Below are 26633 nucleotides of genomic sequence, written 5' to 3'. Positions count from 1 at the left end.
GCTTCGCGGCGGGTGTCTCCCACCCGCCCACTCGGCACCCAGCACCCGATTCGTTGAAGTAGAAGAGTTTTAGAGAGGCTCCCTCATGAGCAACCTTCCCAAGATCGCGTGGATCGGACTCGGCATCATGGGCTCCCCCATGTCCGAGAACCTGATCAAGGCTGGTTACTCCGTCACCGGCTTCACCCTTGAGCAGGACAAGCTGGACCGCCTCGCCGCGGCCGGCGGCACCGTCGCCAAGTCCATCGCCGAGGCCGTCAAGGACGCCGACGTCATCGTCACGATGGTGCCCGCGTCGCCGCAGGTCGAGGCCATCGCATACGGTGCGGACGGCATCCTGGAGAATGCGAAGTCGGGCGCGCTGATCGTCGACATGTCGTCGATCACCCCGCAGACCTCCGTGGACCTGGCCAAGGCCGCCAAGGACAAGGGCATCCGCGTCCTCGACGCCCCCGTGTCGGGTGGCGAGGCCGGTGCCATCGAGGCCGTGCTCTCCATCATGGTCGGCGGCGAGCAGGCCGACTTCGACGAGGCCAAGCCGCTCCTGGACGCCCTCGGCAAGACCATCGTGCTGTGCGGTCCGCACGGCTCGGGTCAGACCGTGAAGGCCGCCAACCAGCTCATCGTCGCCGTGAACATCCAGGCGTGCGCCGAGGCCGTCGTCTTCCTGGAGAAGTCCGGGGTGGACCTGACCGCCGCCCTCGACGTCCTGAACGGGGGGCTTGCGGGCTCGACCGTCCTGACCCGCAAGAAGGACAACTTCCTCAAGCGCGACTTCAAGCCCGGTTTCCGGATCGACCTGCACCACAAGGACATGGGCATCGTCACCGACGCCGCCCGCAATGTCGGTGCCTCGCTCCCGGTCGGCGCCGTGGTCGCCCAGCTGGTCGCCTCGCTGCGCACGCAGGGTGACGGCGGCCTCGACCACTCCGCGCTGCTGCGCGGCGTGGAGCGCCTCTCGGGCGCCGAGCTCTAAGCAGCCCCAAGGGTTTTCGCGAGAGCTCCCTCAACTTCCGGGCCGTGGCGGCGCTGACACCTGTCCTGTCGCGCCCAGGCGTCGCCGCGGCCCGGAACCCTAACCTCAACTTCAACAAACTGTTGACGTAGCTGTTCAGGCGTACTTACGCTCACGTCACTTCAGCAGTTTCAGTAGTCCGTACGGAAGGTCAATCCCGCCACCATGTCGAAGCGTGTGCTCACGACCGAGTCCGGCGCTCCCGTCGCCGACAATCAGAACTCAGCCACCGCCGGCGTCGGTGGCCCGCTTCTCCTCCAGGACCAGCACCTCCTCGAGAAGCTCGCCCGCTTCAACCGCGAGCGCATCCCGGAGCGTGTGGTGCACGCGCGGGGTTCCGGTGCCTACGGCTACTTCGAGGTGACCGACGACGTCACCGCCTACACCTCCGCCGACTTCCTCAGCGCCATCGGCAAGCGCACCGAGACGTTCCTGCGCTTCTCCACGGTGGCGGACAGCCTCGGCGGCGCGGACGCGGTCCGTGACCCGCGCGGCTTCGCGCTGAAGTTCTACACCGAAGAGGGCAACTACGACCTCGTCGGCAACAACACCCCGGTGTTCTTCATCAAGGACCCGATCAAGTTCCCCGACTTCATCCACTCCCAGAAGCGCGACCCCTTCACGGGCAAGCAGGAGCCGGACAACGTCTGGGACTTCTGGGCGCACTCCCCCGAGGCGACGCACCAGGTGACGTGGCTGATGGGTGACCGCGGCATCCCCGCGTCGTACCGCCACATGAACGGCTACGGCTCGCACACCTACCAGTGGACGAACGAGGCGGGCGAGGCCTTCTTCGTGAAGTACCACTTCAAGACGAACCAGGGCGTACGCAGCCTTTCGTCGGATCAGGCCGCCGAGCTCGCGGGCAAGGACGCCAACTCGCACCAGACGGACCTCCTCCAGGCCATCGAGCGCGGCGTGAACCCGTCCTGGACGCTGCACGTGCAGATCATGCCGGCGGCGGACGCGGCGGACTACCGCTTCAACCCCTTCGACCTGACGAAGGTGTGGCCGCACAGCGACTACCCGCTGCAGCGCGTGGGCCGTCTGGTCCTCGACCGCAACCCCGACAACGTCTTCGCCGAGGTCGAGCAGGCCGCCTTCTCCCCGAACAACTTCGTTCCGGGTATCGGCCCCTCCCCCGACAAGATGCTCCAGGGCCGCCTGTTCGCCTACGCGGACGCGCACCGCTACCGCCTCGGCGTCAACCACACCCTGCTCCCGGTGAACGCGCCGAAGGCCGTCCTCGGCGGCAAGGCCGACAACTACGGCCGTGACGGCCTGATGGCGGCCAACGCGTACGGCCGTGACCGCAAGAACTACGAGCCCAACTCGTACGACGGCCCGGCCGAGACCGGTCAGCCGCTCTCCGCCCCGCTGGCGATCCAGGGCCACACGGGCACGCACGAGGCTCCGCTGCACACCAAGGACGACCACTTCTTCCAGGCCGGCGAGCTGTACCGCCTGATGTCGGCCGAGGAGCAGGCGCGCCTGGTGGCGAACATCGCGGGCGGCCTCTCGCAGGTCACCCGTGACGACGTCATCGAGAAGAACCTGGCCCACTTCCACGCCGCCGACGCCGACTACGGCAAGCGCGTGGAGGAGGCTGTCCGCGCCCTGCGCGAGGACTAGAACTCCCGAGCTGCACCGGTGATCTGACGGGAGGTCAGCTCACCGGTGCTGTGCCCGCGCCATCACGGACCCGGATGAGGGGTGGTCCCGTGGTGGACCGGGCCGGACGAGGACCGCGGCGGCCATGCGAGCCAGTGCGGTGGTAAAGGCCTTGCGATCCCCTTCTCGACCTGAGGGAAGAGGAACCCGCAGAGCCATTCGCAGCCGCCGCGGTCCCAGCCGTTTTCTGGCCCCTGGGCCTTGGCCTGGAGCTCTTGGCCCCTGGGCCCCCATGACTCCGTCCGGCAGCGCGTATGCATGTTCCGCCAGTCGCGCGCGGTCGGGCGGCTACAACTTCACATGGCAGTACGGCATTTCAGCAGAGCCAGAGCGGCGAGTACGGACGGTCCCGTGCTCGCCGCTCTTCTTTGTCTGCGGGTGGGTGGGGGCTGGTCGCGCAGTTCCCCGCGCCCCTAAAGGGGCGCCCACCGGCAGCCCCGCCAGGGGCGCGGGAAACTGCGCGAGCAACCACGACGCACCCCGCAGACAGCAGCCTGCCTAGCTCACCTTCTCGCCCGAAGCGAGCTTCGCGACCATCCGCTCCAGGCGGGCGGCACGCGTCGCGGGGGTCTTCGCCGTCATCAGCCTGTGCAACACCACGTACTGGTCCGACTTGCCCAGGGCCTCGAACGTCCTGCGAGCCGCCGGGGTCGCCGCGAGCGCCGCCGCCAGGTCGTCGGGGACCGTGGCGTTGCGCTGCGACTCGTAGGCGGCCGCCCAGCGCCCGTCCGCCTTGGCCGCCGCCACCTCTGCCAGGCCCGCCTCGCGCATGCGTCCCGCGGCCGTCAGGGCCTCCACCTTCTGGACGTTCACCTTCGACCAGAGGCCGCGCGGCCGGCGCCGGGTGATCTTCTGGAGGTAGTACACGTCGTCGTACGACCTGCGCTGGCCGTCGATCCAGCCGTGGCAGAGTGCCGTGTCGATGATCTCCCCCGCCGTCACCGAGGGCACGCCCGAGGCCGTCTTGGCGACCATCAGCCACAGGCCCGGTGCGGTGCCGTGGTGCGCGGCCAGCCAGGCGTCCAGCTCCGCGGCGTCCGCACAGGTCATGACGTGCAGGCCCTCAAGCGATTCCATCCGCACACACTAAAGGGACGGCCCACCCCCCACGGGTGGACCGCCCCTGTCAGTGATCAGCGCCGCGTCAGACCTTCAGCGGCCTGATGGCCGTGGGCGCGTGGCCCGGCTCTGTGGCGAGTTCCTCGAACTCCTTGACCGCGCTGATGTCGGCCGTGGGGCTCATGGAGATGTTCGTGATGCGCTCCAGGATCGCCTCGACGACGACCGGGACCTGGTGCTCCTGGGCCAGCTTCTTGGCCTTCTCGAAGGCCTCGCCCAGCTCGTTCGGGTCCGTGACGCGGATGGCCTTGCAGCCCAGGCCCTCGGCGACCTTGACGTGGTCGACGCCGTAGACGCCCAGCTCAGGGCTGTTCTGGTTCTCGAATTCCAGGTTGACCTGGAAGTTGATGTCCAGGCCGATCTGCGCCTGGCGGATCAGGCCCAGGTAGGCGTTGTTCACCAGGACGTGGACGTACGGGATGCGGTGCTGCGCGCCGACCGCCAGCTCCTCGATCATGAACTGGAAGTCGTAGTCACCGGAGAGCGCGACGACCGGGGTGTCGCGGTCCGCGGTGGCAACGCCCAGGGCGGCCGGGATGGTCCAGCCGAGGGGGCCCGCCTGGCCGCAGTTGATCCAGTGGCGCGGCTTGTAGACGTGCAGCATCTGCGCGCCCGCGATCTGCGAGAGGCCGATGGTGGTGACGTAGCGCGTGTCCGGGCCGAAGGCCTTGTTCATCTCCTCGTAGACGCGCTGCGGCTTCATGGGGATGTTGTCGAAGTGCGTCCGGCGCTGGAGGGTCTCCTTGCGCTCCAGGTGGGACGCGACCCACGCGGAACGGTCGGGGAGCTTGCCGGCGGCCTTGAGCTCCTTGGCGACCTCGACGAAGAGTTCGAGAGCGACCTTGGCGTCGGAGGCGATCCCGTAGTCCGGGGCGAAGATCTTGCCGATCTGGGTCGGCTCGATGTCGACGTGGACGAACTTACGGCCCTGGGTGTAGACGTCCAGCTTGTAGCCGGTGTGACGGTTGGCCCAGCGGTTGCCGATGCCGAGGACGAAGTCCGACTCCAGGAACGTGGCGTTGCCGTAGCGGTGGCCGGTCTGCTGGCCGACCATGCCCGCGTTCAGGTCGTGGTCGTCGGGGATGGTGCCCCAGCCCATCAGGGTCGGGACGACCGGGGTGTTGGTGATCTCGGCGAACTCGACCAGGAGGTCGGAGGCGTCGGCGTTGATGATGCCGCCGCCGGCGACGATCAGCGGACGCTCGGACTCGACCAGGTAGGTGATGGCCTTCTCGATCTGCGCGCGTGTCGCGGTCGGCTTGTAGACCGGCAGCGGCTCGTACGTGTCGATGTCGAACTCGATCTCGGTCTGCTGGACGTCGATCGGCAGGTCGATGAGGACCGGACCCGGGCGGCCCGAGCGCATCAGGTGGAACGCCTGCTGGAAGATGCCGGGGACCTGCGCGGCCTCCAGGACCGTGACGGCCATCTTGGTGACCGGCTTGGCGATCGTCGCGATGTCGACGGCCTGGAAGTCCTCCTTGTGGAGCAGGTGCGTCGGCGCCTGGCCCGTGATGCAGAGGATCGGGATCGAGTCACCGGTCGCGGAGTACAGGCCGGTGATCATGTCGGTGCCCGCCGGGCCCGACGTACCGATGCAGACGCCGATGTTGCCGGGGTTGGCGCGGGTGTAGCCCTCGGCCATGTGCGAGGCGCCCTCGACGTGCCGGGCGAGGGTGTGGTCGATGCCACCGCCCTCCTGGAGCGCCTTGTAGAAGGGGTTGATCGCGGCGCCGGGCACACCGAACGCGTTGGTGACGCCCTCGCGCTTGAGGATCTCGACTGCCGCGCGGACAGCGGTCATACGGGCCATGGGGTTCTCCTGCTTCGACAACAGCTTCGACAGCTTCATCAGCTATGCGGCTGACGGATACGGCTGGCGGATCCGGCTCCCGTCGCGCCCCGCGGTGAGCTTCTGTTTCCGCATTGTGGAAATTATGTTCTGCTATATGGAAGCAATGTAGGGGGGCGCGGCGCGGACAGTCAAGAGATGTCCGGGAACCGGGCAGCGCGAAGGGGGCTTCCCAGCGGGCGAATTCGGGCCACACCGTGGGGGCCACACCCTCGGGACTCGACCGTGGCCGACCCACCAGAGGCGTCGCCTGCCGGGCAGAGCCCACGGCGGTACGGCGGCAGTACGACCGCTGGACGGCCGCTGGACGGCCGGGCCTCTGCTCGGGCAGGGGGGTTTCGGAACTCTCGGACGGCTCCCGCGCTCCCGGCGCACGACGGACTGGGCGGACTGGGCGGATGCGACGGACACGATGGGACGGGACGCGCGGCCGCCCTGCCGGGGGGCGTGCCACCCTCGCCCGCGACCAGGGGTTCCGCAGGTGCTCCGCCCGCGAGGTCCGGGCGCTCGGTGCGGTGCCGCGCCGCCAGGTCGCCGGGCTGACCGACGCCGGGACACATGGGACGCTGCCCTGGCTCCCCGCGGAGTGCGTCCACTGACCCTGGCGGGCACGCTGTTCTTGGCTCAACTACCCCCCACCGCCAACCCACTTGGGGGAGAATGGACAGCACGAACCGGTGAGCGGTGACGGGTGAGGGTGATGACGGAGAGCGGCGTCCCGGTACGGTGCCCGGTCTGCCGGCGCGATCATGTGTACGCCCCGCCGTCCTACCCCTGCGCGTGCGGCGCCCCCGTGGCGGTGCCGGTGGCGCGCGGCGCGACGGTGACGCCGGTGACGGACCGGACGTGGGCGGACGAGTGGGTGACCGTGCGGTGCAGGATGTGCGGACGCAGGGACCAGTGGCCGCAGCCCGAGCTGGGCTGCGCGTGCGGGGCGGTGCTGCGCATTCCGGTGCGGGCCGTACAGGCGCCTTCGGACGCTCCCTCCTCTCCTCCCACCGCGTCCTCCTCTCCCACCGCTCCGGCCCGCCCTCCCCTCCCCCCGGCGCACATCTCGCTCCCCCGGACCGCCCCGACGCCCCGGCCCGCTTTCAAGCCGGTGCCGGTGCGTACGGCGCGGGACGCGGTGACGGTGGCGGGGCTGTATCTGCGGTGGCTCGGGTACGGGGACATCCGGGGAGCGGTCAAGCGGGCGCCTTCCGGGGTGCGGGTGTCGGCGCGGGGCGTGCTCGCCCTGATCGAACCGTCCGTGCAGCCGACGTCACTGCGTGACGTGGAGTGCGTATGGCTCAGCGCGATGTCCGACGCCGTCACCTGCGTCTGCTTCTCCCTGGCGGGCTACGAGGAACCCGCCCGCGCCCGGGCGGACACCCTGGCCATCCCCTTGTTCGTCATCGACCTGGCGGGAACCCCGCAGCCGGTGAACGGCGCGGCGGACGAGTTGGTGGCCGCGGGGTGAGCGGTGAGCGGTGGGCGGTGGGCGGGCCGACGGCATACTCGACAGATGCTCATCCGCCCCGCCACGACAGCCGAGCTCCCCGCACTCCAGGACATCGAGCGCGCCGCAGGCGAACTCTTCCGCGCCCTGGACATGGCGCCGATCGCCGATGACGAGCCCCCCGGCATCGAGACCCTCGAAAGCTTCCGCAGGGCAGGCCGGGCCTGGGTGGCGACCGAGGCGGACGGCACCGACCTCGCACCCCTGGCGTACCTCATCAGCGAACCCGTGGACACCGCGGAGCACATCGAGCAGATCACCGTGCACCCCCGAGCGGCGCGCCGCCGCATCGGACAAGCCCTGATCGAGCACGCCGCCGACCGTGCCCGCGAGGAGGGCAGGGAAGCCCTCACCCTGACCACCTTCGCGGACGTCCCCTGGAACGCTCCGTACTACGCCCGCATCGGCTTCCGCGTGCTCGGCGAGGCCGAACTCACCCCGGGGCTGCGGAAGATCCGCGCCCACGAGGCCGAGCTCGGCCTCGACCGCTGGCCGCGCGTGACCATGCGCCGCGATCTCACCCCGGCCGGGACTACGCCCCGTACCGCTCCCTGAGTTCGATCTTCCGTACCTTCCCGGACACCGTCATGGGGAAGCTCTCCAGGAGCCGCAGTCCGGCGGGGATCTTGTAGTGCGCCAACTGCCCCTGGCAGAAGCCCCGCAGCTCCTCCAGGGTCAGCGGATCCGCCGGGTCCCGCAGGATCACGCAGGCCAGCGGAACCTCCCCGTAGCGCTCGTCGGGGACACCCACCACCTGAACATCGGCGATCTTCGGATGGCCGTACAGAAACTCCTCGATCTCCCGCGGGTAGATGTTCTCGCCACCCCGGATGATCATGTCCTTGATGCGGCCGACGATCTGGACGTAACCGTCGTCCCGCATGACCGCCAGGTCGCCGGTGTGCATCCAGCGCCCGGCGTCGATCACTTCCGTGGTGCGCGAGGGCTCGTTCCAGTAGCCGAGCATCACGCTGTAGCCCCGCGTGCACAGCTCGCCGGATGCGCCACGCGGCAGCGTCACTCCGCTGACCGGATCGACCACCTTCACCTCGATGTGCGGCAGCACACGGCCCACGGTGCCGGTCCGCCGCTCCAGGTCGTCCGTGCGCCGCGTCTGCGTCGAGACCGGGGACGTCTCCGTCATGCCGTAACAGATGGACACCTCCTCCATGTGCATCTCGGCGACCACCCGCTTCATCACCTCGACCGGGCAGGGCGAGCCCGCCATGATGCCCGTGCGCAGCGAACTCAGGTCGTACGAGGCGAAGTCGGGGAGGTTCAGCTCGGCGATGAACATCGTCGGCACCCCGTACAGCGACGTACAGCGCTCGCGCTCCACCGCCCGCAGCGTGGCGGCGGGGTCGAAGGACGGTGCGGGGATGACGATGCAGGCACCATGGGACGTGGCGCCCAGATTGCCCATCACCATCCCGAAGCAGTGATAGAAGGGCACGGGCAGGCACACCCGGTCCTGTTCCGTGTAACCGATCGTCCGGCCCACCCAGTAACCGTTGTTGAGGATGTTGTGGTGGGAGAGCGTCGCCCCCTTCGGGAAGCCGGTGGTGCCCGAGGTGTACTGGATGTTGACGGGGTCGTCACAACTCAACGTGGCTTCACGAGCACCCAGTTCGGCGTCGGTCACCACCGCCGCGGCATCGAGCAGCTCATCCCAGGAGCCGTCCTCGATGTAGTACACGGACCTCAGCTCGGGACAGCCGGGCCGCACCTGATCCACCAACGCCCGGTAGTCGCTCGACTTGTACGCCTGCGAGGCGACCAGCACCGTCACCCCGGCCTGCTTGAGCACAAACTCCAACTCGTGGGCGCGATAAGCAGGATTGATGTTCACCATGATCGCGCCGATCCGCGCGGTGGCGTACTGCACGAGAACCCAGTCGGCGCAGTTCACCGCCCAGATACCGACGCGATCCCCCTTGGCGACCCCGACCCCCATGAAGCCCCGGGCCAACTGCGCGACGGCGGAGCCGAATTCGGCGTACGACCAGCGCGTCCCCGCCGCCACGTCCACCAACGCGTCCCGCTCGGGCCAGGCCTCGACGGCCCGGTCGAGATTGCGCCCGACGGTGTCCCCGAGCAGCGGCGTCGAACTGACGCCGTGGGTGTAGGAGAGCATGCCGGGTCCAGCCTTCTCCCCCGGTCCAGCCGCCTCGCCCGGGCCAGCCGTCTCGCCCGGTCCGGCCGTCTCGCCCTGTTCAGCCGTCTCGCTCAGTCCATCCACCGCAGCCCCTCCCTTGTGAAGCACGGCGTCAAGTGTGACGTGGGGGTCAACGCTGCGTCGACCCTCGCTGCGTCGACCCTCGAACGGATGCCTGCGTGAAGCCGCGTCGGCGTGTTCAACTCCTGCCCCGCTCCAGCCACTCGTCCACCGCCCCCGATGCCGTACGGTCCCGGAGATCGACCCGCCGGATCTTGCCGGAGATGGTCTTGGGGAGCTCCTCGGTGAACTCGATACGCCTCAGGCGCTTGTAGGGGGCCAGCACCGATCGCGTGTACGCGAAGATCGCCTCTGCCGTCTCCTCGCCCGGCGCCCAGCCCTTCGCCAGCACGACGTACGCCTTCGGCACCGCGAGCCGCAGCTCGTCCGGTGCGGGGACCACCGCGGCCTCGACCACCGCCTCGTGCTCCAGCAGGGCGCTCTCCAGCTCAAAGGGGGACACCTTGTAGTCGGAGGACTTGAAGACGTCATCACTACGGCCGACATAGGTGAGATACCCGTCGGCGTCGAGCGAGCCGATGTCGCCCGTGGGGTAGTAGCCGTCCGCCATCGCCTCGGCCGTGCGCTCCGCGTCGCCGTGGTAGCCGGTCATCAGGCCGACGGGCCTCGCCACCAGGCCGAGGGAGATCTCGCCCTCCGCCGCTCCCGGTGCGCCGGTGACCGGGTCAAGGAGCGTGACGCGGTAGCCGGGGCTCGGACGGCCCATCGAGCCGGGGGTCAGGCGCTGGGCCGGGGAGTTGGACACCTGGACGGCGGTCTCCGTCTGGCCGAAGCCGTCCCGGATCGTCACGCCCCAGGCGCGGTTCACCGCCTCGATCACCTCGGGGTTCAACGGCTCTCCGGCCGCCACGACCTCCCTTGGTGGCGTACGCAGTTGACCCAGATCTGCCTGGATCAGCATCCGCCACACCGTGGGCGGGGCGCAGAAGCTGGTGACGCCCACCCGGTCCATCTCCGCCATCAGACTGCCGGCGTCGAAGCGCGTGTAGTTGTAGATGAAGACCGTCGCCTCCGCGTTCCAGGGGGCGAAGAGGTTCGACCAGGCGTGCTTGGCCCAGCCGGGTGACGAGATGTTGAGGTGTACGTCGCCGGGCTTCAGCCCGATCCAGTACATCGTGGCCAAGTGCCCGACGGGGTACGACACATGGGTGTGCTCCACCAGCTTCGGTTGCGAGGTCGTGCCCGAGGTGAAGTACAGCATCAGCGGGTCGTCGGCCTCCGTGGGGCCGTCCGGCTCGAAGTCTTCAGCAGCCGATGCCGTGTCCGCGTACGCCAGCCATCCCGCGCTCGGGGAGCCGGAGCCCTCCCCGACCACGATCCTTGTATACGCGCCGGGAACGCCCTCGAACTTCCCTACGTCCTCCCCTCGCGTGATCACATGCCGCGCCCTGCCCCGCTCGATCCGGTCCCGCAGGTCGACTGTCCCGAGCAGTGGGGTGGCCGGAATCATCACGGCGCGCAACTTCATCGCGGCGAGCGCGGTCTCCCACAGCTCCACCTGGTTGCCGAGCATCACCAGAATCCGGTCGCCGGCCGTGACGCCCTGCTCGCGCAGCCAGTTGGCCACCTGGTTCGAGCGTGCCGCCAACTCGGCGTAGCTGAAGCGCTGTTCGCCCCCACCCTCCTCGGTGATGTGGAGGGCCGGGCGGTCATTACCGTCGGCGATCACGTCGAACCAGTCGAGCGCCCAGTTGAACCGCTCGAACCGGGGCCAGCTGAACCCTTCGTACGCGGCGTCGTAGTCCTCGCGATGCCGCAGCAGGAAGTCCCTCGCCGCGCGGAACTCCTCCGTCACGCCCTTGTCCGTCATGAGCCACCGACCACCCTTCTCGCATCTCCCGCACCGGCCTCCCGACCGATGCGTCACCCTGCCCTGCCCTGCCCTGCCCTGCCCTGCTCTCTTCTGCCCGAGCATGATCGCCGAATCGGCGTGGTTCGGCGGCCACAACGCCAGTCTCGTCTCACGAAGTGACGACGAGACTCACGACACCGAGCGAGCGACGGTGGAGCGCTGCCGGGCGCGCTGTTGGGCGCACTGCCGGGAGCGTCGGGTTGAATGGTCTGCTGCATGGCCGGCGGATGGCTGCTGCAGGAGTGGTGGCCGAACACGGCTGTACGAACGGCTGAATGGGCTCTGGAGGGGATGATGGGCATGGTGGCCACCGACCGGCTTCTCGCTTTCGCGGCGATGTCCTTGCTGGTGATCGTGATCCCGGGGCCGAGCGTCCTGTTCGTGATCGGCCGGGCCCTGGCCCATGGCAGGCGCACCGCCCTGGCGACGGCCATCGGCAACGTCTTCGGGTCGTACGTCCTCGTCGTCGCGGTCGCGTTCGGCGTCGGATCGCTCGTCGAGCGTTCGGCCGCCGTGTTCATGGCGGTGAAGCTGGCCGGAGCCGCCTATCTGATCTTCCTCGGTGTGCAGGCCTTCCGGCACCGCAAGGAGATGCGGGCCCAGTCCATGGGGGCTGCCTCCCCCGGCGAGGCACGCACTGATCTGCGTACGGTCCTGGATGGCGCGCTCGTCGGCGTGACGAACCCGAAGGGCATCGTGTTCTTCGCGGCGGTGCTGCCTCAGTTCGTCGACCACTCGGCGGGGCATCTGCCCGCGCAGATGCTGCTCCTCGGTCTCGTCCCGATCAGCATCGGGCTGGTCACGGACACGCTGTGGGGTCTGACGGCGTCCGCGGCGCGCACCTGGTTCGCGCGCTCGGAGCGGCGCCTTTCGCTGATCGGCGGGGCCGGGGGCGTGACGATGATCGGGCTCGGCGTGACGGTCGCGGCGACGGGACGTGCGGACTGAGGCCTTGGCCGTTCCGTGCCCCTCGCAGTGCGGCTCAGTGCTCGATGACCGTGCCGAAGCGGATGTCGTACGTGGCTGCCTGGTTCATCGGCCCGCTCAACAACTGGTCTGCCTCCTCGGCAAGTTCGCGCCTTTGGGTTCTGGTCAAGGTTCCGAACGGCTCGATGGTGAGGACGGCGGACTCTTTGGTTGCTCCCGCTCCCGCTCCCGCACCCTCCTCGATGCGCCACACGCCCGCCAGGAAACCGTCGACCAGGAGGGTGCTGTAGGCGAAGTTCCCTTTCCAGGTACGGCCCTTGTAGTCGGCCGGCACGATCCTGGTGCGGTCCGCGTGCGACAGGAGGAGGTTGTCGAACTCGGGCAGGAAGCGTGCCGGAGCCGGGGTGTCCGCGTCGGGGCGGGGCGCGTCGGGGAGGTCGAAGAGCTCGACGCCGTTCTCGTCACGGTACGTACACAGCTGGGGCCGCAGCCGCTCGAAGGCCTCCCGCAGCCGCGTCAGACCGGCCCAGGTCTGCATGTCCTTGACGGAGGCGGGCCCGAACGCGGCGAGGTAGCGCAGGACGGTGGCGTCGGGGGCGGGCACCGGCTCGCTCGGGCGGCCGAGCCAGTGCTCGGCGGTGGTGAGAGCGACCTGTCCGCTGCGCCGCCACAGGCCGCGCGGGGTGACCTGGACCAGCGGAAGCGAACAGCGGGCGGCGACGGCGAGCGACTGCGGGTCGGCGTCGGGCCAGCGGAGCAGCAGGATCTCCCGCAGCTGCTTCATGGTCCGGGGCTCCTCCTCGACGGCCGCGCGGGCGAGCGAGGCGAGCTCCCCCAGGTCGACGCCGGTCAGCCCCTTGCGGAAGGCGTGCAGCTCACGGTCGCGCGCGGCCTGCACCAGCGGGCGCAGAGCGAGGGCGTCGTCGGCGGTGTGCAGGTGGATGGTGGAGCGCATCGTGACGATGCGTACGAGATCGCGGGCGGCCAGAAGCGCGGAGAGGTCCTCGGGATCGAACTCCGCCAGCCGCGCGGCGAGGGCGAAGTAGGGCGGCTTCACGTTCTGCGCCTGGAGGCCGACGAGGTGACTGACGGCGCCCTCGACGGAGAGGTCGGCCGAGCGACGCAGGAGGAGTTGGCGGTCGAGGGTGGCGCGGTTGAGGGCGCGAGTACTCAGTACGGGGGCGGTGTGCCGGTCGGCTTGCGCGCGGGGCGGCTTCGACTGAGGGCCCGCAGACTTCGGGGTCTTCGGCGTGCTCGGCGTACTCGGCGTCTTCGTCATGCTCGGCACGCTAGCCGGGCCGGCGGACACCTGCGGTCGCAAGTCCGGCGCGGCGTACCCGACGTACGACGTGCCCGGCGTTCGAGATGTCGCCACGCTCGTGACATTTGAGGCGTATATCCTGCTTCAACCCGAGAACCGAAAACCGAGAACCGAAAACCGACAAACACTGTCCAATACCGCCCGACATCGGAGGCAGCCAGCATGGCGGAGCGCCGGGCCCGGCCCGTACCGAGCGCGAAGAGGCACGGCTGGCGGCGCTCTGCCCCGGCCGGCACCTCCTCGGCCTCCGGGAACGGGGGCTCCGGGAACCCCGAGGCCGCCCCCGCGCCCCCTCCCTCCGCACCGCAGGAAGCCGCGAGCGTCGTACAGGCCGCGCTCTACCGCGACGGAGTCCGCGTCGCGACGCCCGCCTCCCTCGCCGACACCTTCCGAGAGCTGCGCGAGCAGCGCGACGGCATGGCATGGATCGGCCTCGCGCGCCCTACGGAGGCCGAACTCCTCTCCCTGGCGGCCGAGTTCGACCTGCACGAGCTGGCCGTCGAGGACGCGATGGAGGCCCACCAGCGGCCCAAGCTGGAGCGCTACGGAGAAACCCTCTTCGTCGTCCTGCGCGCGGCCCGCTATCTGGACGCCCCGGAGGAGGTCGACTTCGGTGAACTGCACGTGTTCGTGGGCCCGGACTTCGTCATCACGGTGCGCCACGGCGCCGCCCCGGACCTGACCGCCGTACGCCGCCGCATGGAGGAGAGCCCCGACCTCCTCAAGCTCGGCCCGGAGGCGGTCCTGTACGCGATCCTGGACGCGGTGGTCGACGGGTACGCCCCGGTCGTCGCCGGCGTGCAGAACGACATCGACGAGATCGAGACCGAGGTCTTCAGCGGCGACCCGGAGGTCTCCCGCCGCATTTACGAACTCTCCAGGGAAATGGTCGAGTTCCAGCGGGCGACCCGCCCCCTGGTGTCCATGCTGCACTCCCTGATGGCGGGCTTCGCGAAGTACCGCACCGACGAGGAACTCCAGCGCTACCTGCGCGACGTCGCCGACCACGTCACGCACACCAGCGAACGAGTCGACGGCTTCCGCCAGGCCCTGACCGAGATCCTCACGGTCAACTCGACGCTCGTCACCCAGCAGCAGAACGCGGAGATGCGGGCGCTCGCGGAGGCGGGCTTCGAACAGAACGAGGAGATCAAGAAGATCTCCTCGTGGGCCGCCATTCTGTTTGCCCCCACCCTCGTCGGCACGATCTACGGCATGAACTTCGACGAAATGCCGGAGCTGCACTGGGCGTTCGGCTACCCCTTCGCGATCGCCCTGATGGCCGTGGTCTGCGTCAGCCTGTACTTCATCTTCAAGCGACGGGACTGGTTGTAGCGGCGAGCCTCTTCTGGGGCGACCGGGCCAGCTCTAGCCGGCCGCCGCCGTCGCCCCAGCCGTCCAAGCCGCCCGCAGCGCCTTCTTGTCCACCTTGCCGACCTTCGTCGTCGGCAGGCGGTCGAGCAGGATCGTCCTGCGGGGTGTGTAGAGGTCACCCAGCTCGGCGGTCACCGCCGCGCCGACCGTGGCCGGGTCGACGTTCGTGTCCTCGGCCGTGGCCAGGAAGATCTGTACGGCCTCCCCGAACTCCTCGTCCGGTACGCCGAGCGCCGCCGCGTTGCGCACTCCGGGCAGCGTGAGCAGGAAGTCCTCGAGGACCCGGGAGTAGACGTTGTCGCTGGTGCTGCCGGTGACGATGATGTCCTTGGCCCGGTCTACGAGGAAGAGGTAGCCGTCGGCGTCGAGGTAGCCCATGTCCCCGGTGCGCAGCCAGCCGTCGTGCAGTGCTTCCGCGGTGCGCTCCGGGTCCTCGTAGTAGCCGAGCATCACCGTCTCGCCCCGTACACACACCTCGCCGACCTGGCGGGCGGGGAGCGCCGCTGTGCTGTCCTCGGCGTCGGCCCCGGCGCGGATCTCGATCTCGGTGTCGGATATCGCCCGGCCGCAGCTGCGCCAGAGCTCGGGGCGCCTGGCTCCCTCCGACGCGAGGTCCTCCGCGCCGAACGCGGCGATGCCGAGCGCCTCCGACTGGCCGTAGCCCTGGCTGAGCACCGGTCCGAAGACCTCGACCGCCTGCTGCAGCCTGCTGGGTGACGAGGCCGCCCCGCCGACGACGATGCGGCGCAGCGCGGGCAGGGCGCCCGGTACGCACTCCGGGTGGTCGAGAAGCGCGTACAGCATCGGCGGTACGAACATGGTGGCCGTTATCCGCTCGTCGCGGAGCGCCTTCAGTGCCGCGGTCGCTTCGAACTCCGGCAGGACGACGAGTACGGAACCTGTCACCAGCGCCTGGACCGAGGTGAGATGGCCGCTGCCGTGCGTGAGCAGCGTGGCGGCGAGCACCCTGTCCGCGCCCGGCGCCATGACCGGGAAGACCGAGGGGCGGGACTCCTGCGGTGCGTCCTGCGCCCGGTCCACCAGCGCGCCGTAGAGCCGGTGGCTGTGCGCGGCGAGCTTCGGGCGGCCCAGCGTGCCGCCGGTGTAGAGGACGGTGACGGCCTCGTCCTCACCCGGGGCGGGCACGCCCTCGGGGCGCACCTCGGGGCACTCGGCCGCCAGGGCGAGGAGGTCCTCGCACTCCTGCTCGCAGGGGCCGAGGCTGAGCAGCTCGGGGGCGTGGACGCTGCGGCCTGCCGCGTCGGCGGCCCGCGGCGCGAAGAGCGGGTCGGTGACCACGACCCGCGCCCGGGACTGCTCGACCAGCGCGGCGAGCTCGCCCGGGCCCGGCTCGGGCGGCAGGAACACGACGCGGCAGCCGATGAGGTGGACCGCGAGCTGCACCAGGACCGAGTCCACACGGTTGGCCAGGAAAAGCCCTACGCCGTCGCCCGGTTCGAGTCCCCGGCGGCGCAGCGCGTGCCCCAGCCGGAACAGCTGCCGCCGGGCCTCGCCCCGGGTCAGCCGCCGCGCGCCCTGGACAAGCGCCTCGGCGTCCCCGTCCTTGTTCCAGTGCTCCAGGATGCGGTCCACGTACGTCCGCGGGGCGGGCGCCTGCTGGAGGGCCTGCTGGAGGGCCTGCTGCGGGCTGCCCGATATCTGCTGGACGCCGCCCGGTGTTTGCTCGCTGCCCGGTGTTTGCTCTGCGCTAATGATCATGGACATATGCAAACATGCCGCTCGGAGGCCTCGGTCCCGTAGGGGGCGACTTCGGCCATCGACCGAGGGAGTACCCTGCCCCGCCGTCGGTGGGAAAAAGTGGATACCTATAGTTTCGCGAGTGATTTCGCGAATACCTCGCAGAACCGACTCCGCCGTGCGGGCTCCGCGGCCCGCAGGTCCCGCACAGCCCGCAGGTCCCGCACAGCCCGCAGGTCCCGCAGGTCCCGCACGGCCTGCTCGGTCTCGGCCGCGCGTGATCCTTTGGGTCGCGGCGGGCGTGGTGGCCCTCGGTTTCCTGATCGCGCTGGAGATCGCCGCGCGCCGCTACGGCGGCGTACCGGGGCCGCTCACCAATCAGGCGCGCGAGGTGCTCTTCCCGCCCAAACCGGGGCCGCTGTACGGCGGTCTGGCGCTGATGATGGTGGTGCTCACCTGGCGGCAGCGGTTCATCTCGGCAGGCGCGGCGATCGGGATCGACCTCGTCTTCGTGGTGGTGCGGTGGGCGGTCGACGCCGAGGTGCCCGAAGGCCAGTTCTTCGGCAACGGCGCGCTATGGGTGATGCTGGGCTGGGCGTTCGTCGCGTTCACGCGCCGCGCGGGCGAGGAACGTGTCCTGCTCCTGAAGGGCGTCGGGCTTGGTCTGCTCCTCGTGGCCGGCCGAAAAACCGGTGACACCTGGCTGCTCATCACGGCGAAGACCCGCCCGACCGTGCTCGACCCCTACCTCGCGGTCGCCGATCACGCGCTGGGCAACCCGTCGTGGCTCGCGGGCCGGATACTCGACGCCAGCGGCCCGCTCGTCCCCCACGTCATCGACCTGGTCTACGCCCAGCTCGCGGTGGCCGCGGTCGTCGCCGCCCTGTACCAGCTGCGGAACGTGGCGGCCGAGCGCCGCTTCCCGCGCCACCACCTGGTGCGCACCTTCCTGGTGATCGGCCTGCTCGGCCCCGCCGTCTACATGATCTTCCCGGTGGTCGGGCCGATCTTCGCCTACGGTCCGGGCACCTCGGGAACCGGCGGCCTGCAGTGGGCTGCGGCCAACCTGTGGCCGCACACCCCGCCGCCGATCAGCGCCCCCCACCCGGTGCCGTACGACGGGCTCACCCCGCGCAACTGCATGCCGAGCCTGCACACCGCGTGGGCCACCGCGATCTTCATCCACTCCCGCAAGGGCCCGCGCCTTCTGCGCTACGCGGGGACCTTCTGGCTGGTCGCCACCCTCAGCGCGACGCTCGGCTTCGGCTACCACTACGGCGTGGACCTCGTGGCCGGTGTGGTGTTCGCCCTCACCGTCGAGGGCGCCCTGCGCGCGTACGACCGCGGCTGGGACCCGTCGGGCATCCGGCTGATCGCTCACGGCACGGCGGTCTTCGCCGCGCTTCTGGTGACCTACCGCTACCTGCCGATGGAGATGGCCCGGCATCCGTGGGTGTTCGGCCCCCTGGTCATGGCGTCGATGCTGTCCGTGATCCACGGCTACGTACGGACCACCCGGCCCTGGGAGCCGAAGGACGCGCCCGCGCTCCAGCCGGAACCACAGCCCGAGATGGCCTGAGTCATGTCAGCGGCCTGTCCTGGCGCAGGTCGGCGAAGAGGCGGGCCGATTTCTCGGCGTCCCACTTCAGTACGTTGCCCTTGGAGGTGGGGACGCCGAAGCCGGACACGGGTACGTTGATCCGCTTGCCCTGTCCTCCCGAGACGCTCTGCACGGCGCGGAACATCTCGCTGAGATCGCGCAGGCTCATGTCCTTGTCGACGATGAGCGTCTCGAGCCCGGCCCGCATCGCCGGGCCGATCTCCGTCGGGTCGAAGAGGGTGCCGGGTTTCGCGGCCTGGTGGGCGAGGGTCGACAGGAGCTTCTGCTGGTTCTTCGACCGGCCCAGGTCGCCCTCCTTCTCCTGGTGCCGCTGGCGGACGAAGGCGAGCGCCTGCTTGCCGTCCAGGGTGTGACAGCCCTGGCGCAGGTCGGCGCCCGACTTCTTGTCCTTGATGTCCCGGTCGAGGCACATCCGTACGCCGCCGATGGCATCGACGATGTTCACGAACCCCGCGAAGCCGATCTCCGCGTAGTGGTCGATGCGCAGCCCGGTGTTCCGCTCCACGGTGTGCACGAGGAGTTCGGGGCCGCCGTAGGCGAAGGCGGCGTTCAGTTTGTCCCCCTCGGGGCGCTTGGTCTTGCCCGTCGATGTGTCGAGGCGGCCGGGCACGGTGACCCAGGAGTCGCGCGGCAGGCTGACCATGCTGGTCCCGTGCGCGCCGGTGTGCAGCAGCATCATCGAGTCGGTGCGCCGTCCGCCGCCCCCGCCGGCGCGCAGATCCCGCACGGCGTCCGGCGAGAGACCGTCGCGGCTGTCCGAGCCGACGATGAGGTAGTTGGTGCCTTCGCCGGGTGGCGGACGGTCCCCGTACGCGCCGAGGTCGACCTCCCGTTGGAGCCGTGTCTCGGCCCAGCCGTACGTGCCGCCCGCCGCGACGACGGCGCCGGTCAGCACGGCGAGCACCGCGCGCCGCAGCCGCCTGCGCTTCTTCTTCGCCTGACGGGCGTGGGCGCGCCGGGGCCCGTAGCGGGAGCTGGGCCGGTCGGTGAACGGAAGTGGGTCTGTCATCGTCAGCTCCCTTGCAGACTCCGCCGCGCCTCCTGGGGCGGCGCTTCGAGCAGATACGGGTCGGCGGTGCCGGTGCGTTTCATGCTGTGCCACTTCAGGCGGGTGCCGAGCAGCGCCGTCAGCACGGAGTGGATGACCACCAGGTACATCAACTGCCGGTAGACGAACTGCTGGAGCGGCAGCACCCACAGCACGCGCAGCCGTTCGCGGTCGAGCCGCAGCGCGTACGCGGCGGTCACCAGCTGGACGGCGAGGAAACCGCACCAGACGAGAGCCGCCTCCACGGGGTCGCGGAACAGCACCCCGAACAGGGCGAACATGTCCACGACCGGTGCGCACAGCGGAAGCACTATCTGGAACAGCGTGACGTAGAGCATGACCCGGCGGCCGAAGCGTCCCGCGGGGCCGACCTCCACCGCCGCGTAGCGGTGCTTCCACATCGCCTGGAGGGTGCCGTAGCACCAGCGGTAGCGCTGCCGCCACAACTGCCGGACGCTGACCGGCACTTCGGTCCACGCGACCGCCGACTGCTCGTAGACGACGCGCCAGCCGGCCCGCCAGAGCGCCATCGTGAGGTCCGTGTCCTCGGCCAGGGTCTCGTCGCTGACGCCGCCCACACCCATCAGGGCGTCCCTGCGGAAGGCTCCGATGGCTCCCGGCACCGTCGGCATGCACTCCAGGACCTCGAACATCCGCCGGTCGAGGTTGAAGCCGAGTACGTACTCCAGATGCTGCCATTTGCCGAGCAGGCGGCGGCGGTTGCCGACCTTGGTGTTGCCGCTGACCGCGCCGACCGCCGGGTGGGCGAGCGGCTGGACGAGGCGGGCGAGCGCCTCCGGTTCGAAGATGGTGTCCGCGTCGACCATCACGACGATGTCGTACCGGGCGTGCGCGAGGCCGGTGTTGAGGGCGCTCGGCTTGCCGCCGTTGGGCTGCCGGACCACCGTCACCCGCGGGTCGTCGATGTCCTCGGCGATGTCGGCGGTGGCGTCGGTCGAGCCGTCGTCGATGACGATGACCTGAAAGTGCGGGTGGGTCGAGGCGAGCAGCGAGTACACGGTGGAGGCGATACCGGCCTCCTCGTTGTACGCGGGCACCAGGACCGTCACCGGGTCACGGACCTCGCGCAGCCGTGGCGCACCGGGCCGGTACCGGTGCAGTCTGCGTACGTGGAGCCGGGCGAACAACGCGAACAGGAGCATCCGCAGGACGCCGAGCACGCCCGCGAGGGTCAGCGTCCACACCATCACGTTGAGGAACGCCTTGCCGAGCCGCTGCGACCAGATCAGGCCCTCGCCCTCGATCTCCTGGGCGACCGGGACCGCTTGCGTGAAGGAGGGGCGGCCCAGGCCACCGCTGACGGTGGTGAACGACGTCACTCTGGGGTCGCGCAGCAACTTCTCGGCCTCGCGGTAGCCGAGGTCGGTCTGGCTGTGCTGTGTCACCACTCCGCGCCACGGCTTGCGGTCTTTGTAGTCCGACGCGACCACGAGGTAGCCCTGCTCGGCCGCGCGCTTCGCGGCCGGCCACTGCGGGCCGCAGAGTGTGTCCGCCGCGGTGGTGTGCGGCAGCCGCAGCAGGGTGGTGCGGACGCCGGCCGCGCCCGCGAAGGCGGTCTGGGTGAGCGACAGTTCGAGGCGAGTGCGCAGCGGGGACGCGACGCCGAAATCGCCGCCGCTGTAGGTGTACGAGCCGATCTCGTGGCCTTCGCGCACGATCCGCCGCGTCAGTTCGGGATGCCGGGCCGCGTCCTTCCCGTAGACGAAGAAGGTCGCCCGTGCGTGGTGCCTGCGCAGCAGGTCGAGCAGGCGCGGCGTCCACACCGGGTCGGGTCCGCCGTCGAAGGTGAGCGCCGCGGTGCCCGGTGGCATGTTGGCGGTGGTGACCCCCTTGGGGCCGAAGCGCAGCAGCGGCTTGCCGTCGTCCGCTTCGCGCGGGATCGGCCGGGTGCACGGCGGCTTGGTGCGTGCGGCGTCGACCTGGTGGGTGGTCCAGCCCTCGAAGAGGAGCACGACGGCGACCACGAGGAGGACGAGCAGGAGCACGAGCCAGTGTCCGCGCGGTGGTCGGCGGACGGCGGCGTCGCGCCGGCTCACTGCTTCGGGCCTCCGGCCGGCGGGGCTGATCTGCCGGCCGGCGGGCGGCGGTGGTCGTCCCGGTCCGCGCGGGCCCCGGCGGGGACGGGAGCGCCGGGGTCTTCCGGCGACGTGTCCGCGTCCTGGCGGGAGGGGGTCGCGTCCTGGCGTGAAGAGGCCGCGTCCTGGCGGGAGGGGGCCGCGGGTGAGTGCGGGCCGGCCGGTGCGTTCGTGCTCGGCGGCTGTGTGCCGACGGGCTGCCAGAACCCGCTGACGAGCGTGCCGACGAACAGCAGATACCCGACGCAGGCGCAGCCCACGGCGAGTCCGAGCCCTTGCAGCGTCCGCCTGCGCCAGCCCGACTCGTCGATGAACACGGGGATTTGAGGCTCGGCGGGAGGCAGCCGCACGACCGGGTCCTGCCTCGCCGTGGCGACGCCTTGCCGCGCCGGGTGCCCGAGCGCGCCCGGTGGGCAGGGAGGCTCGGACGGCAATCGCCCGTCGTGCGGTGTGCTGGCTATGTGGGGGGTGCCCTGCACTGGTGCTCCTGATCTGCGGCCGCGCACGCGCGGCTCTTTGTGTGTGGGGGGTACGGGCCCGGAGGCCCGCCGTACTGCCCGCGAGACGTCAGGCGGCGACCGCCGGCCGTCACGCAGCCCCCGACCCTACTCGGGCGGACGCCGACGGGCACCCCCGAACTAGCTTCAACGGCCACGCACTTGGCAGACGCGAACGTCGCCCATGCATGCCGGCGACGACCGACACGGCCTTGGCGCTAATCGGCCGCCCACAGGCCGCGCACATGACCGAGGTGGCGGGTCAGCACCGTGCGTACGGCTTCCTCGTCGCGGGCGAGCAGCGCGTCGAGGATCTCCAGGTGCTCCTCGGCCGACACATCGAGGCGCCCCGCGTCGACGAGCGCCTGGAGGCCATACAGGCGGGAACGCTTGCGCAGGTCGCCGACCACCTCGACCAGGTGGTCGTTGCCCGAGAGCGCGAGCAGGCCGAGGTGGAAGCGGATGTCGGCCTCCACGTACGCGATGAGGTCGCCGGCCGTCGCCGCGGTGACGATCTCCCGCGCCACCGGCCGCAGTGCCTCAAGCGCGGCGGGGTCCGCGGACGTGGCGAGCTCCGCCGTGGTGGGGATCTCGATGAGCGCGCGGATGTGCTTGTACTCGTCGAGCTGTTTCCCGGAGACCGCGGTGACCCGGAAGCCCTTGTTCGGCACCGTGTCGACGAGCCCCTCCTTGGCGAGGTCGAGCATGGCCTCGCGGACCGGGGTGGCGGAGACGCCGAAGCGGACGGCGAGGGTGGGCGCGGAGTAGACCTCGCCGGCCCGCAGTTCACCCGCGATGAGCGCGGCGCGCAGGGCGTCCGCGACCCGCTCGCGGTAGCTGCTGCGGGTCCCGCCGAGGCTGGGCAGGGCCGCGGGGGCAGCGGAGGGGGCGGGGGTGCGCCGGGCGGCCATGGGGGCGGTTCCTCCTGGGTGCAATGTCACGTCGTACGGCTGCGTCGAGTATCCCAGCCCGCTAGAGCACGAACCCCGCCGGGAAAGGGTCCTCCGGGTCGAGGAGGTACTGCGCGGTGCCCGTCACCCAGGCACGGCCGGTGAAGCTGGGCAGTACGGCGGGGATTCCCGCGACCTCGGTGGTGCCGAGGAGCCGGCCACTGAAACGCGTGCCGATGAAGGACTCGTTGACGAACTCCGTGTCCAGCGGCAGCTCCCCGCGCGCGTGCAGCTGGGCCATGCGCGCGCTCGTGCCGGTGCCGCACGGCGAGCGGTCGAACCAGCCGGGGTGGATGGCCATCGCGTGCCGCGAGTGGCGGGCGGTGGCGCCGGGTGCGTAGAGGTGGACGTGGTGGCAGCCGCGGATCGAGGGGTCCTGCGGATGCACCGGCTCGCCCTCGGCGTTGATCGCCTCCATCAGCGAGAGCCCCGCCGCGAGGATCTCGTCCTTGCGCCCGCGCTCGAAGGGGAGTCCGAACTGCGCCAGGGGCAGGATCGCGTAGAAGTTGCCGCCGTAGGCCAGGTCGTACGTCACCGAACGGCCGTCGGGCAGGGTGATCTCGCGGTCGATGGCGACGGCGAACGACGGCACGTTCTTCAGCGTGACGGCCTTCGCCGCACCGTCCTGGACGGTGACCTCGGCGACGACGAGGCCCGCCGGTGTGTCCAGACGGATCGTGGTGACCGGCTCGACGACCTCGACCATGCCGGTCTCGACCAGGACGGTGGCGACGCCGATGGTGCCGTGCCCGCACATCGGCAGATAGCCCGAGACCTCGATGTAGATGACGCCGTAGTCGCAGTCGGTCCTGATGGGCGGCTGGAGGATCGCGCCGCTCATGGCCGCGTGCCCGCGCGGTTCGTTCATCAGGAGCTGCTTGATGTCGTCGCGGTGCTCACGGAAGTGGAGCCTGCGTTCGTTCATCGTCGCGCCGGGGACGGTGCCGATGCCGCCGGTGATCACCCGCGTCGGCATGCCTTCGGTGTGCGAGTCGACCGCGTGCAGGACGAGTTTGCTGCGCATGTGCGGTGCCTTTCGCTTGTCGCTCTGGTGCCGTGGAGCTGCTAGCCGAGCCCGGCGGCGATGACTCGCTCGGTGGCGGTGCGTACGGCCTTCTCCTGCTCGGGAAGGAGCGGCACCCGTGGGGGGCGGCAGGGCCCGCCGTGACGCCCGGCGAGGTCCATGGACAGCTTGATGGCCTGGACGAACTCGGGCTTGGAGTCCCAGCGGAGGAGGGGGTGCAGCTGGCGGTAGAGCTTGGTGGCCGTTCCCAGGTCGCCGGACACGGCGGCGCGGTAGAGCTCGACGGACGCGGCGGGCAGCATGTTCGGGTAACCGGCGATCCAGCCCTTGGCGCCCGCGAGGGCGAGTTCGAGCAGGACGTCGTCGGCGCCGATCAACAGGTCGAGTTCCGGGGCGATTTCGGCGATGCGGTACGCGCGGCGCACGTCGCCGGAGAACTCCTTGACGCCGTGGATGTACCCCTCCGCGTGCAGCTTCGCGAGGAGCTCGGGCATCAGGTCGACCTTGGTGTCGACGGGATTGTTGTACGCGACGACGGGGAGGCCTGCCTTGGCCACTTCCTCGTAGTGGGCGAGGACGGAGCGCTCGTCGGCGCGGTAGGCGTTCGGCGGGAGCAGCATCACGGAGGCACAGCCCGCGTCCTTGGCCTGCTCGGCCCAGCGGCGGGCCTCGGCGGAGCCGTAGGCGGCGACGCCGGGCATCACGCGCGGCCCGCCGACCGCCGCGACGGCCGTCTTCACGACCTTGGCGCGTTCGTCGGGGGTGAGCACCTGGTACTCGCCGAGCGACCCGTTGGGGACGACGCCGTCGCAGCCGTTCTCGACGAGCCAGGCGCAGTGCTCGGCGAAGCGGCCGTAGTTGATGGAGAGGTCCTCGTTCAGGGGGAGGGCGGTGGCGACGAGGACGCCGCGCCAGGGGCGGGCGGGGTGTGCTGCGGGCGGGGTCACGGGCTGAGTCATCGGCGGGGTCCCTTCGTGGCGGCTCAAGAGGAGGGGGTCGGCTCGTCTTCGTCGGGGGTCTGCGCGAGTACGCCGAGGGGGACGGGTCTGGCGAAGGGCCGCCGTGCGGAGCGCTCTTCGCAGCCCGCGAGTCCGGCGACGGCCGCCGAGCACATCCGGCCCTGGCACCAGCCCATGCCGGCCCGCGTCAGGAGTTTCACGGAGCGCGCGTCCGTGGCCCCGAGCTCGTCGACGGCTTCGCGGACCGCCGACGCGGGCACCTCCTCGCAGCGGCAGACGAGGGTGTCGTCGCGGAGTTGCTCGGCCCAGTGCGCGGGAGGCGCGTACACGGGGCTGATCGCGGCGGCGAACTCCCGTGCTTTGGTACGGGACTTGGCGGCGGCAGCCCAGGCGCGCGGGTCGGGTGTACGCCCCCGGAGCCGGGCGGCGGCCGAACGTCCGGCGATGTGCCCTTCGGCGAGGGAGAGGGCGGCTCCCCCGATGCCTGTCGCCTCCCCCGCGGCCCAGACGCCGGGGACGTCGGTGCGCTGCTCGGCGTCGACGGCGACGTTCAGGCCGTCGACGCGGCAGCCGAGCCCTTCGGCGAGATCGGTGTGCGGCAGCATGCCATGGCCGACGGCGAGGGTGTCGCACCGGAAACGCCGCTCAGTGCCTGGCCTGACGCGCCCCGCGGGGTCGAGCGCGGCGATGGTCACAGCTTCAAGGGACGCCTTGCCGTGCGCCTGGACGACGGTGTGACGGGGCGTCAACCGGACGCGATGGCGCAGCAGTTGCACGCCGTACCGGGCCGCCTCGGCGAGCTTGTCCGGGTGGGCGGCGAGGGTGGCGGCGTGCCGCGCGAAGGCCTTGGGGTCGGCGGATTCGACCAGGGCGGCCACCTCGGCCCCGGCCCCCGCGAGCCCGGCGGCGACGGGCATGAGCAGCGGCCCGGTTCCGGCCACAACGGCGGTGCGGCCCGGCAGGACGAGGCCTCCCTTGAGCATGGCCTGCGCGCCACCGGCGGTGACCACGCCGGGCAGGGTCCAGCCGGGGAAGGGCAGGACCTTCTCGTACCCGCCGGTGGCGAGGAGCACGGCGTCGGCGCGCAGGGCCACGGACTCCTGCTGCTCGGGGCCGATGAGGGCCTGCACGGCGAAGCCGCCCTCTCCCTCTACGCGTTCCACGAACCAGACGTGATGTTCCGTCAGGTGCGTGATGCCGCCCGCCGCGATCTGTTCCGCGAGCCCGTCCCGCAGCCGCTCCCATGTACGCCACTGGTGATGCAGGGCCTGCGGGCGGCGGGCGCCCAGCGCGGCTGCGGGGCGGCGGTAGAACTGTCCGCCTGCCTGCGGGGCGGAGTCGATCAGCGTGACCCTTAGGTCCCGCTGCGCGGCGGCCAGCGCTGCGGCGAGGCCTGCGGGGCCCGCGCCGATCACCGCCAGTGTGCGGGGCGGCGCCTCCGGCGTCACCGCTGGGCCCCCGGGATCCGGCCCTTGCCGAACGGGCCTCTCCCGCCTCTACCGCCCACCCGCCCATAACCCCGCATCCCACCCTGGACGAACGAGCCTTCCCGCCCACCTACCCGATTGCCCCGTAGCGACCAGCCGCGCCCCGGGGAAGCGCCACCGCCGTCACGCAACGTCCTCATCTCCGCTCCTGATCACATCTCCGGGAGCCGCCGGTACCAGGCAAGCCCGTTGATTCGCCCGCCCGTTGATCTCCACCAGGCAGTCGAAGCAGACGCCGATCCCGCAGAAGACTCCCCTTGGTTCGCCGCCCCATCTTGTGGTGCGCCAGGCCGTGATGCCCGCCGACCAGAGCGCCGCGGCCACTGTCTGGCCCGGCAGGGCCGGGATCTCCCGGCCGTCGAACGTGACGGTGTGTCCACTCATTCGT

Annotated in this window: 23 protein-coding genes; 8 read left to right on the top strand and 15 right to left on the bottom strand. The window is 70.6% G+C overall.

What is annotated here, in order from left to right; all coding sequences use genetic code 11:
- Window positions 1-85: 85 nt before the first annotated feature.
- Together ABXJ52_RS29630 and ABXJ52_RS29625 are read left to right on the top strand one after the other, a co-directional pair.
- Window positions 86-976, top strand: a complete 891-nt coding sequence (locus ABXJ52_RS29630) for a 2-hydroxy-3-oxopropionate reductase (protein WP_367046036.1) — start codon at window positions 86-88, stop codon at window positions 974-976.
- A 204-nt stretch (window positions 977-1180) separates the two neighbouring features.
- The gene (locus ABXJ52_RS29625; protein WP_367046034.1) at window positions 1181-2647 is read left to right on the top strand and encodes a catalase; all 1467 of its coding nucleotides are present in this window, start codon (window positions 1181-1183) and stop codon (window positions 2645-2647) included.
- Between the two features lie 537 nt (window positions 2648-3184).
- Here ABXJ52_RS29625 and ABXJ52_RS29620 read toward each other — a convergent pair.
- Both ABXJ52_RS29620 and gcl read right to left on the bottom strand, forming a co-directional pair.
- Window positions 3185-3763: a YdeI/OmpD-associated family protein gene (locus ABXJ52_RS29620; RefSeq protein ID WP_367046032.1), complete on the bottom strand. Its 579-nt coding sequence runs from the start codon at window positions 3761-3763 to the stop codon at window positions 3185-3187.
- 67 nt (window positions 3764-3830) lie between these two features.
- Window positions 3831-5618 (bottom strand): glyoxylate carboligase, encoded by a 1788-nt coding sequence (gene gcl, locus ABXJ52_RS29615; protein WP_367046030.1) that lies wholly within the window; start codon window positions 5616-5618, stop codon window positions 3831-3833.
- 437 nt (window positions 5619-6055) lie between these two features.
- Here gcl and ABXJ52_RS29610 point away from each other — a divergent pair, with 437 nt between their 5' ends.
- Window positions 6056-6256 (top strand): hypothetical protein, encoded by a 201-nt coding sequence (locus tag ABXJ52_RS29610; protein WP_367046028.1) that lies wholly within the window; start codon window positions 6056-6058, stop codon window positions 6254-6256.
- A gap of 169 nt (window positions 6257-6425) precedes the next feature.
- Here the strand turns inward: ABXJ52_RS29610 and ABXJ52_RS29605 are convergent, their stop codons facing one another.
- Window positions 6426-6656 (bottom strand): hypothetical protein, encoded by a 231-nt coding sequence (locus ABXJ52_RS29605; RefSeq protein WP_367046026.1) that lies wholly within the window; start codon window positions 6654-6656, stop codon window positions 6426-6428.
- A gap of 106 nt (window positions 6657-6762) precedes the next feature.
- Here ABXJ52_RS29605 and ABXJ52_RS29600 point away from each other — a divergent pair, with 106 nt between their 5' ends.
- On the top strand, window positions 6763-7116 hold the full coding sequence (locus ABXJ52_RS29600; RefSeq protein WP_367046024.1) for a hypothetical protein: 354 nt from the start codon (window positions 6763-6765) through the stop codon (window positions 7114-7116).
- 45 nt (window positions 7117-7161) lie between these two features.
- Entirely contained in the window at window positions 7162-7710 is a 549-nt protein-coding gene (locus ABXJ52_RS29595) for a GNAT family N-acetyltransferase (RefSeq protein WP_367046022.1), read from the top strand.
- Here ABXJ52_RS29595 and ABXJ52_RS29590 read toward each other — a convergent pair.
- Together ABXJ52_RS29590 and ABXJ52_RS29585 are read right to left on the bottom strand one after the other, a co-directional pair.
- Window positions 7688-9289: an AMP-binding protein gene (locus tag ABXJ52_RS29590; RefSeq protein WP_367049366.1), complete on the bottom strand. Its 1602-nt coding sequence runs from the start codon at window positions 9287-9289 to the stop codon at window positions 7688-7690. The genes ABXJ52_RS29595 and ABXJ52_RS29590 overlap by 23 nt on opposite strands.
- 220 nt (window positions 9290-9509) lie before the next feature.
- On the bottom strand, window positions 9510-11201 hold the full coding sequence (locus ABXJ52_RS29585; RefSeq protein ID WP_367046020.1) for an AMP-binding protein: 1692 nt from the start codon (window positions 11199-11201) through the stop codon (window positions 9510-9512).
- A 342-nt stretch (window positions 11202-11543) separates the two neighbouring features.
- Between ABXJ52_RS29585 and ABXJ52_RS29580 the strand changes: the two genes are divergently transcribed.
- Window positions 11544-12191: a LysE family translocator gene (locus ABXJ52_RS29580; protein ID WP_367049364.1), complete on the top strand. Its 648-nt coding sequence runs from the start codon at window positions 11544-11546 to the stop codon at window positions 12189-12191.
- A gap of 34 nt (window positions 12192-12225) precedes the next feature.
- On the opposite strand, the gene ABXJ52_RS29575 is transcribed toward ABXJ52_RS29580, so the two are convergent.
- Window positions 12226-13449, bottom strand: coding sequence for a winged helix DNA-binding domain-containing protein (locus ABXJ52_RS29575; RefSeq protein ID WP_367046018.1), 1224 nt, complete (start codon window positions 13447-13449; stop codon window positions 12226-12228).
- A gap of 204 nt (window positions 13450-13653) precedes the next feature.
- On the opposite strand from ABXJ52_RS29575, the gene ABXJ52_RS29570 reads away from it, so the two are divergent.
- Window positions 13654-14826 (top strand): magnesium and cobalt transport protein CorA, encoded by a 1173-nt coding sequence (locus ABXJ52_RS29570; RefSeq protein WP_367046016.1) that lies wholly within the window; start codon window positions 13654-13656, stop codon window positions 14824-14826.
- A gap of 33 nt (window positions 14827-14859) precedes the next feature.
- On the opposite strand, the gene ABXJ52_RS29565 is transcribed toward ABXJ52_RS29570, so the two are convergent.
- Window positions 14860-16584, bottom strand: coding sequence for an AMP-binding protein (locus ABXJ52_RS29565; RefSeq protein WP_367046014.1), 1725 nt, complete (start codon window positions 16582-16584; stop codon window positions 14860-14862).
- 259 nt (window positions 16585-16843) lie between these two features.
- On the opposite strand from ABXJ52_RS29565, the gene ABXJ52_RS29560 reads away from it, so the two are divergent.
- On the top strand, window positions 16844-18142 hold the full coding sequence (locus ABXJ52_RS29560; protein WP_367049362.1) for a phosphatase PAP2 family protein: 1299 nt from the start codon (window positions 16844-16846) through the stop codon (window positions 18140-18142).
- 1 nt (window position 18143) lies between these two features.
- On the opposite strand, the gene ABXJ52_RS29555 is transcribed toward ABXJ52_RS29560, so the two are convergent.
- The 8 genes from ABXJ52_RS29555 to ABXJ52_RS29520 form a co-directional block, all read right to left on the bottom strand.
- A complete protein-coding gene (locus tag ABXJ52_RS29555; protein ID WP_367046012.1) occupies window positions 18144-19193 on the bottom strand; it encodes an LCP family protein in 1050 nt (349 codons plus the stop codon).
- 2 nt (window positions 19194-19195) lie between these two features.
- Window positions 19196-21289, bottom strand: a complete 2094-nt coding sequence (locus tag ABXJ52_RS29550; protein ID WP_367046010.1) for a bifunctional polysaccharide deacetylase/glycosyltransferase family 2 protein — start codon at window positions 21287-21289, stop codon at window positions 19196-19198.
- Window positions 21286-21678 (bottom strand): hypothetical protein, encoded by a 393-nt coding sequence (locus ABXJ52_RS29545; protein WP_367046008.1) that lies wholly within the window; start codon window positions 21676-21678, stop codon window positions 21286-21288. Before ABXJ52_RS29545 ends, ABXJ52_RS29550 begins: the two co-directional genes overlap by 4 nt.
- A gap of 365 nt (window positions 21679-22043) precedes the next feature.
- Window positions 22044-22736, bottom strand: a complete 693-nt coding sequence (locus ABXJ52_RS29540; RefSeq protein ID WP_367046006.1) for a GntR family transcriptional regulator — start codon at window positions 22734-22736, stop codon at window positions 22044-22046.
- A gap of 61 nt (window positions 22737-22797) precedes the next feature.
- Complete coding sequence (locus ABXJ52_RS29535) at window positions 22798-23799, bottom strand: proline racemase family protein (RefSeq protein WP_367046004.1); 1002 nt, start codon at window positions 23797-23799, stop codon at window positions 22798-22800.
- A gap of 41 nt (window positions 23800-23840) precedes the next feature.
- Window positions 23841-24758 carry a dihydrodipicolinate synthase family protein gene (locus ABXJ52_RS29530; RefSeq protein WP_367046002.1) on the bottom strand — a complete coding sequence of 306 codons (918 nt, stop codon included), beginning with the start codon at window positions 24756-24758 and terminating at the stop codon, window positions 23841-23843.
- 23 nt (window positions 24759-24781) lie between these two features.
- Complete coding sequence (locus tag ABXJ52_RS29525) at window positions 24782-26206, bottom strand: FAD-dependent oxidoreductase (protein ID WP_367045999.1); 1425 nt, start codon at window positions 26204-26206, stop codon at window positions 24782-24784.
- Window positions 26207-26368: 162 nt separating this feature from the next.
- Window positions 26369-26629 carry a (2Fe-2S)-binding protein gene (locus ABXJ52_RS29520; protein WP_367045997.1) on the bottom strand — a complete coding sequence of 87 codons (261 nt, stop codon included), beginning with the start codon at window positions 26627-26629 and terminating at the stop codon, window positions 26369-26371.
- Window positions 26630-26633: the final 4 nt, after the last annotated feature.

The organism is Streptomyces sp. Je 1-332 (assembly GCF_040730185.1).
Taxonomy (GTDB): Bacteria; Actinomycetota; Actinomycetes; order Streptomycetales; family Streptomycetaceae; genus Streptomyces.
This window is presented reverse-complemented; position numbering and strand designations above follow the sequence as displayed.

Bases quoted from the DNA above. Each gene is read 5' to 3' on its own strand.
- ABXJ52_RS29630 (WP_367046036.1), top strand. From the start codon at position 86: ATGAGCAACCTTCCCAAGATCGCGTGGATCGGACTCGGCATCATGGGC.
- ABXJ52_RS29625 (WP_367046034.1), top strand. From the start codon at position 1,181: ATGTCGAAGCGTGTGCTCACGACCGAGTCCGGCGCTCCCGTCGCCGAC.
- ABXJ52_RS29620 (WP_367046032.1), bottom strand. From the start codon at position 3,763: ATGGAATCGCTTGAGGGCCTGCACGTCATGACCTGTGCGGACGCCGCG.
- gcl (WP_367046030.1), bottom strand. From the start codon at position 5,618: ATGGCCCGTATGACCGCTGTCCGCGCGGCAGTCGAGATCCTCAAGCGC.
- ABXJ52_RS29610 (WP_367046028.1), top strand. From the start codon at position 6,056: ATGCGACGGACACGATGGGACGGGACGCGCGGCCGCCCTGCCGGGGGG.
- ABXJ52_RS29595 (WP_367046022.1), top strand. From the start codon at position 7,162: ATGCTCATCCGCCCCGCCACGACAGCCGAGCTCCCCGCACTCCAGGAC.
- ABXJ52_RS29590 (WP_367049366.1), bottom strand. From the start codon at position 9,289: ATGCTCTCCTACACCCACGGCGTCAGTTCGACGCCGCTGCTCGGGGAC.
- ABXJ52_RS29585 (WP_367046020.1), bottom strand. From the start codon at position 11,201: ATGACGGACAAGGGCGTGACGGAGGAGTTCCGCGCGGCGAGGGACTTC.
- ABXJ52_RS29580 (WP_367049364.1), top strand. From the start codon at position 11,544: ATGGTGGCCACCGACCGGCTTCTCGCTTTCGCGGCGATGTCCTTGCTG.
- ABXJ52_RS29575 (WP_367046018.1), bottom strand. From the start codon at position 13,449: ATGACGAAGACGCCGAGTACGCCGAGCACGCCGAAGACCCCGAAGTCT.
- ABXJ52_RS29570 (WP_367046016.1), top strand. From the start codon at position 13,654: ATGGCGGAGCGCCGGGCCCGGCCCGTACCGAGCGCGAAGAGGCACGGC.
- ABXJ52_RS29565 (WP_367046014.1), bottom strand. From the start codon at position 16,584: ATGATCATTAGCGCAGAGCAAACACCGGGCAGCGAGCAAACACCGGGC.
- ABXJ52_RS29555 (WP_367046012.1), bottom strand. From the start codon at position 19,193: ATGACAGACCCACTTCCGTTCACCGACCGGCCCAGCTCCCGCTACGGG.
- ABXJ52_RS29540 (WP_367046006.1), bottom strand. From the start codon at position 22,736: ATGGCCGCCCGGCGCACCCCCGCCCCCTCCGCTGCCCCCGCGGCCCTG.
- ABXJ52_RS29535 (WP_367046004.1), bottom strand. From the start codon at position 23,799: ATGCGCAGCAAACTCGTCCTGCACGCGGTCGACTCGCACACCGAAGGC.
- ABXJ52_RS29530 (WP_367046002.1), bottom strand. From the start codon at position 24,758: ATGACTCAGCCCGTGACCCCGCCCGCAGCACACCCCGCCCGCCCCTGG.
- ABXJ52_RS29520 (WP_367045997.1), bottom strand. From the start codon at position 26,629: ATGAGTGGACACACCGTCACGTTCGACGGCCGGGAGATCCCGGCCCTG.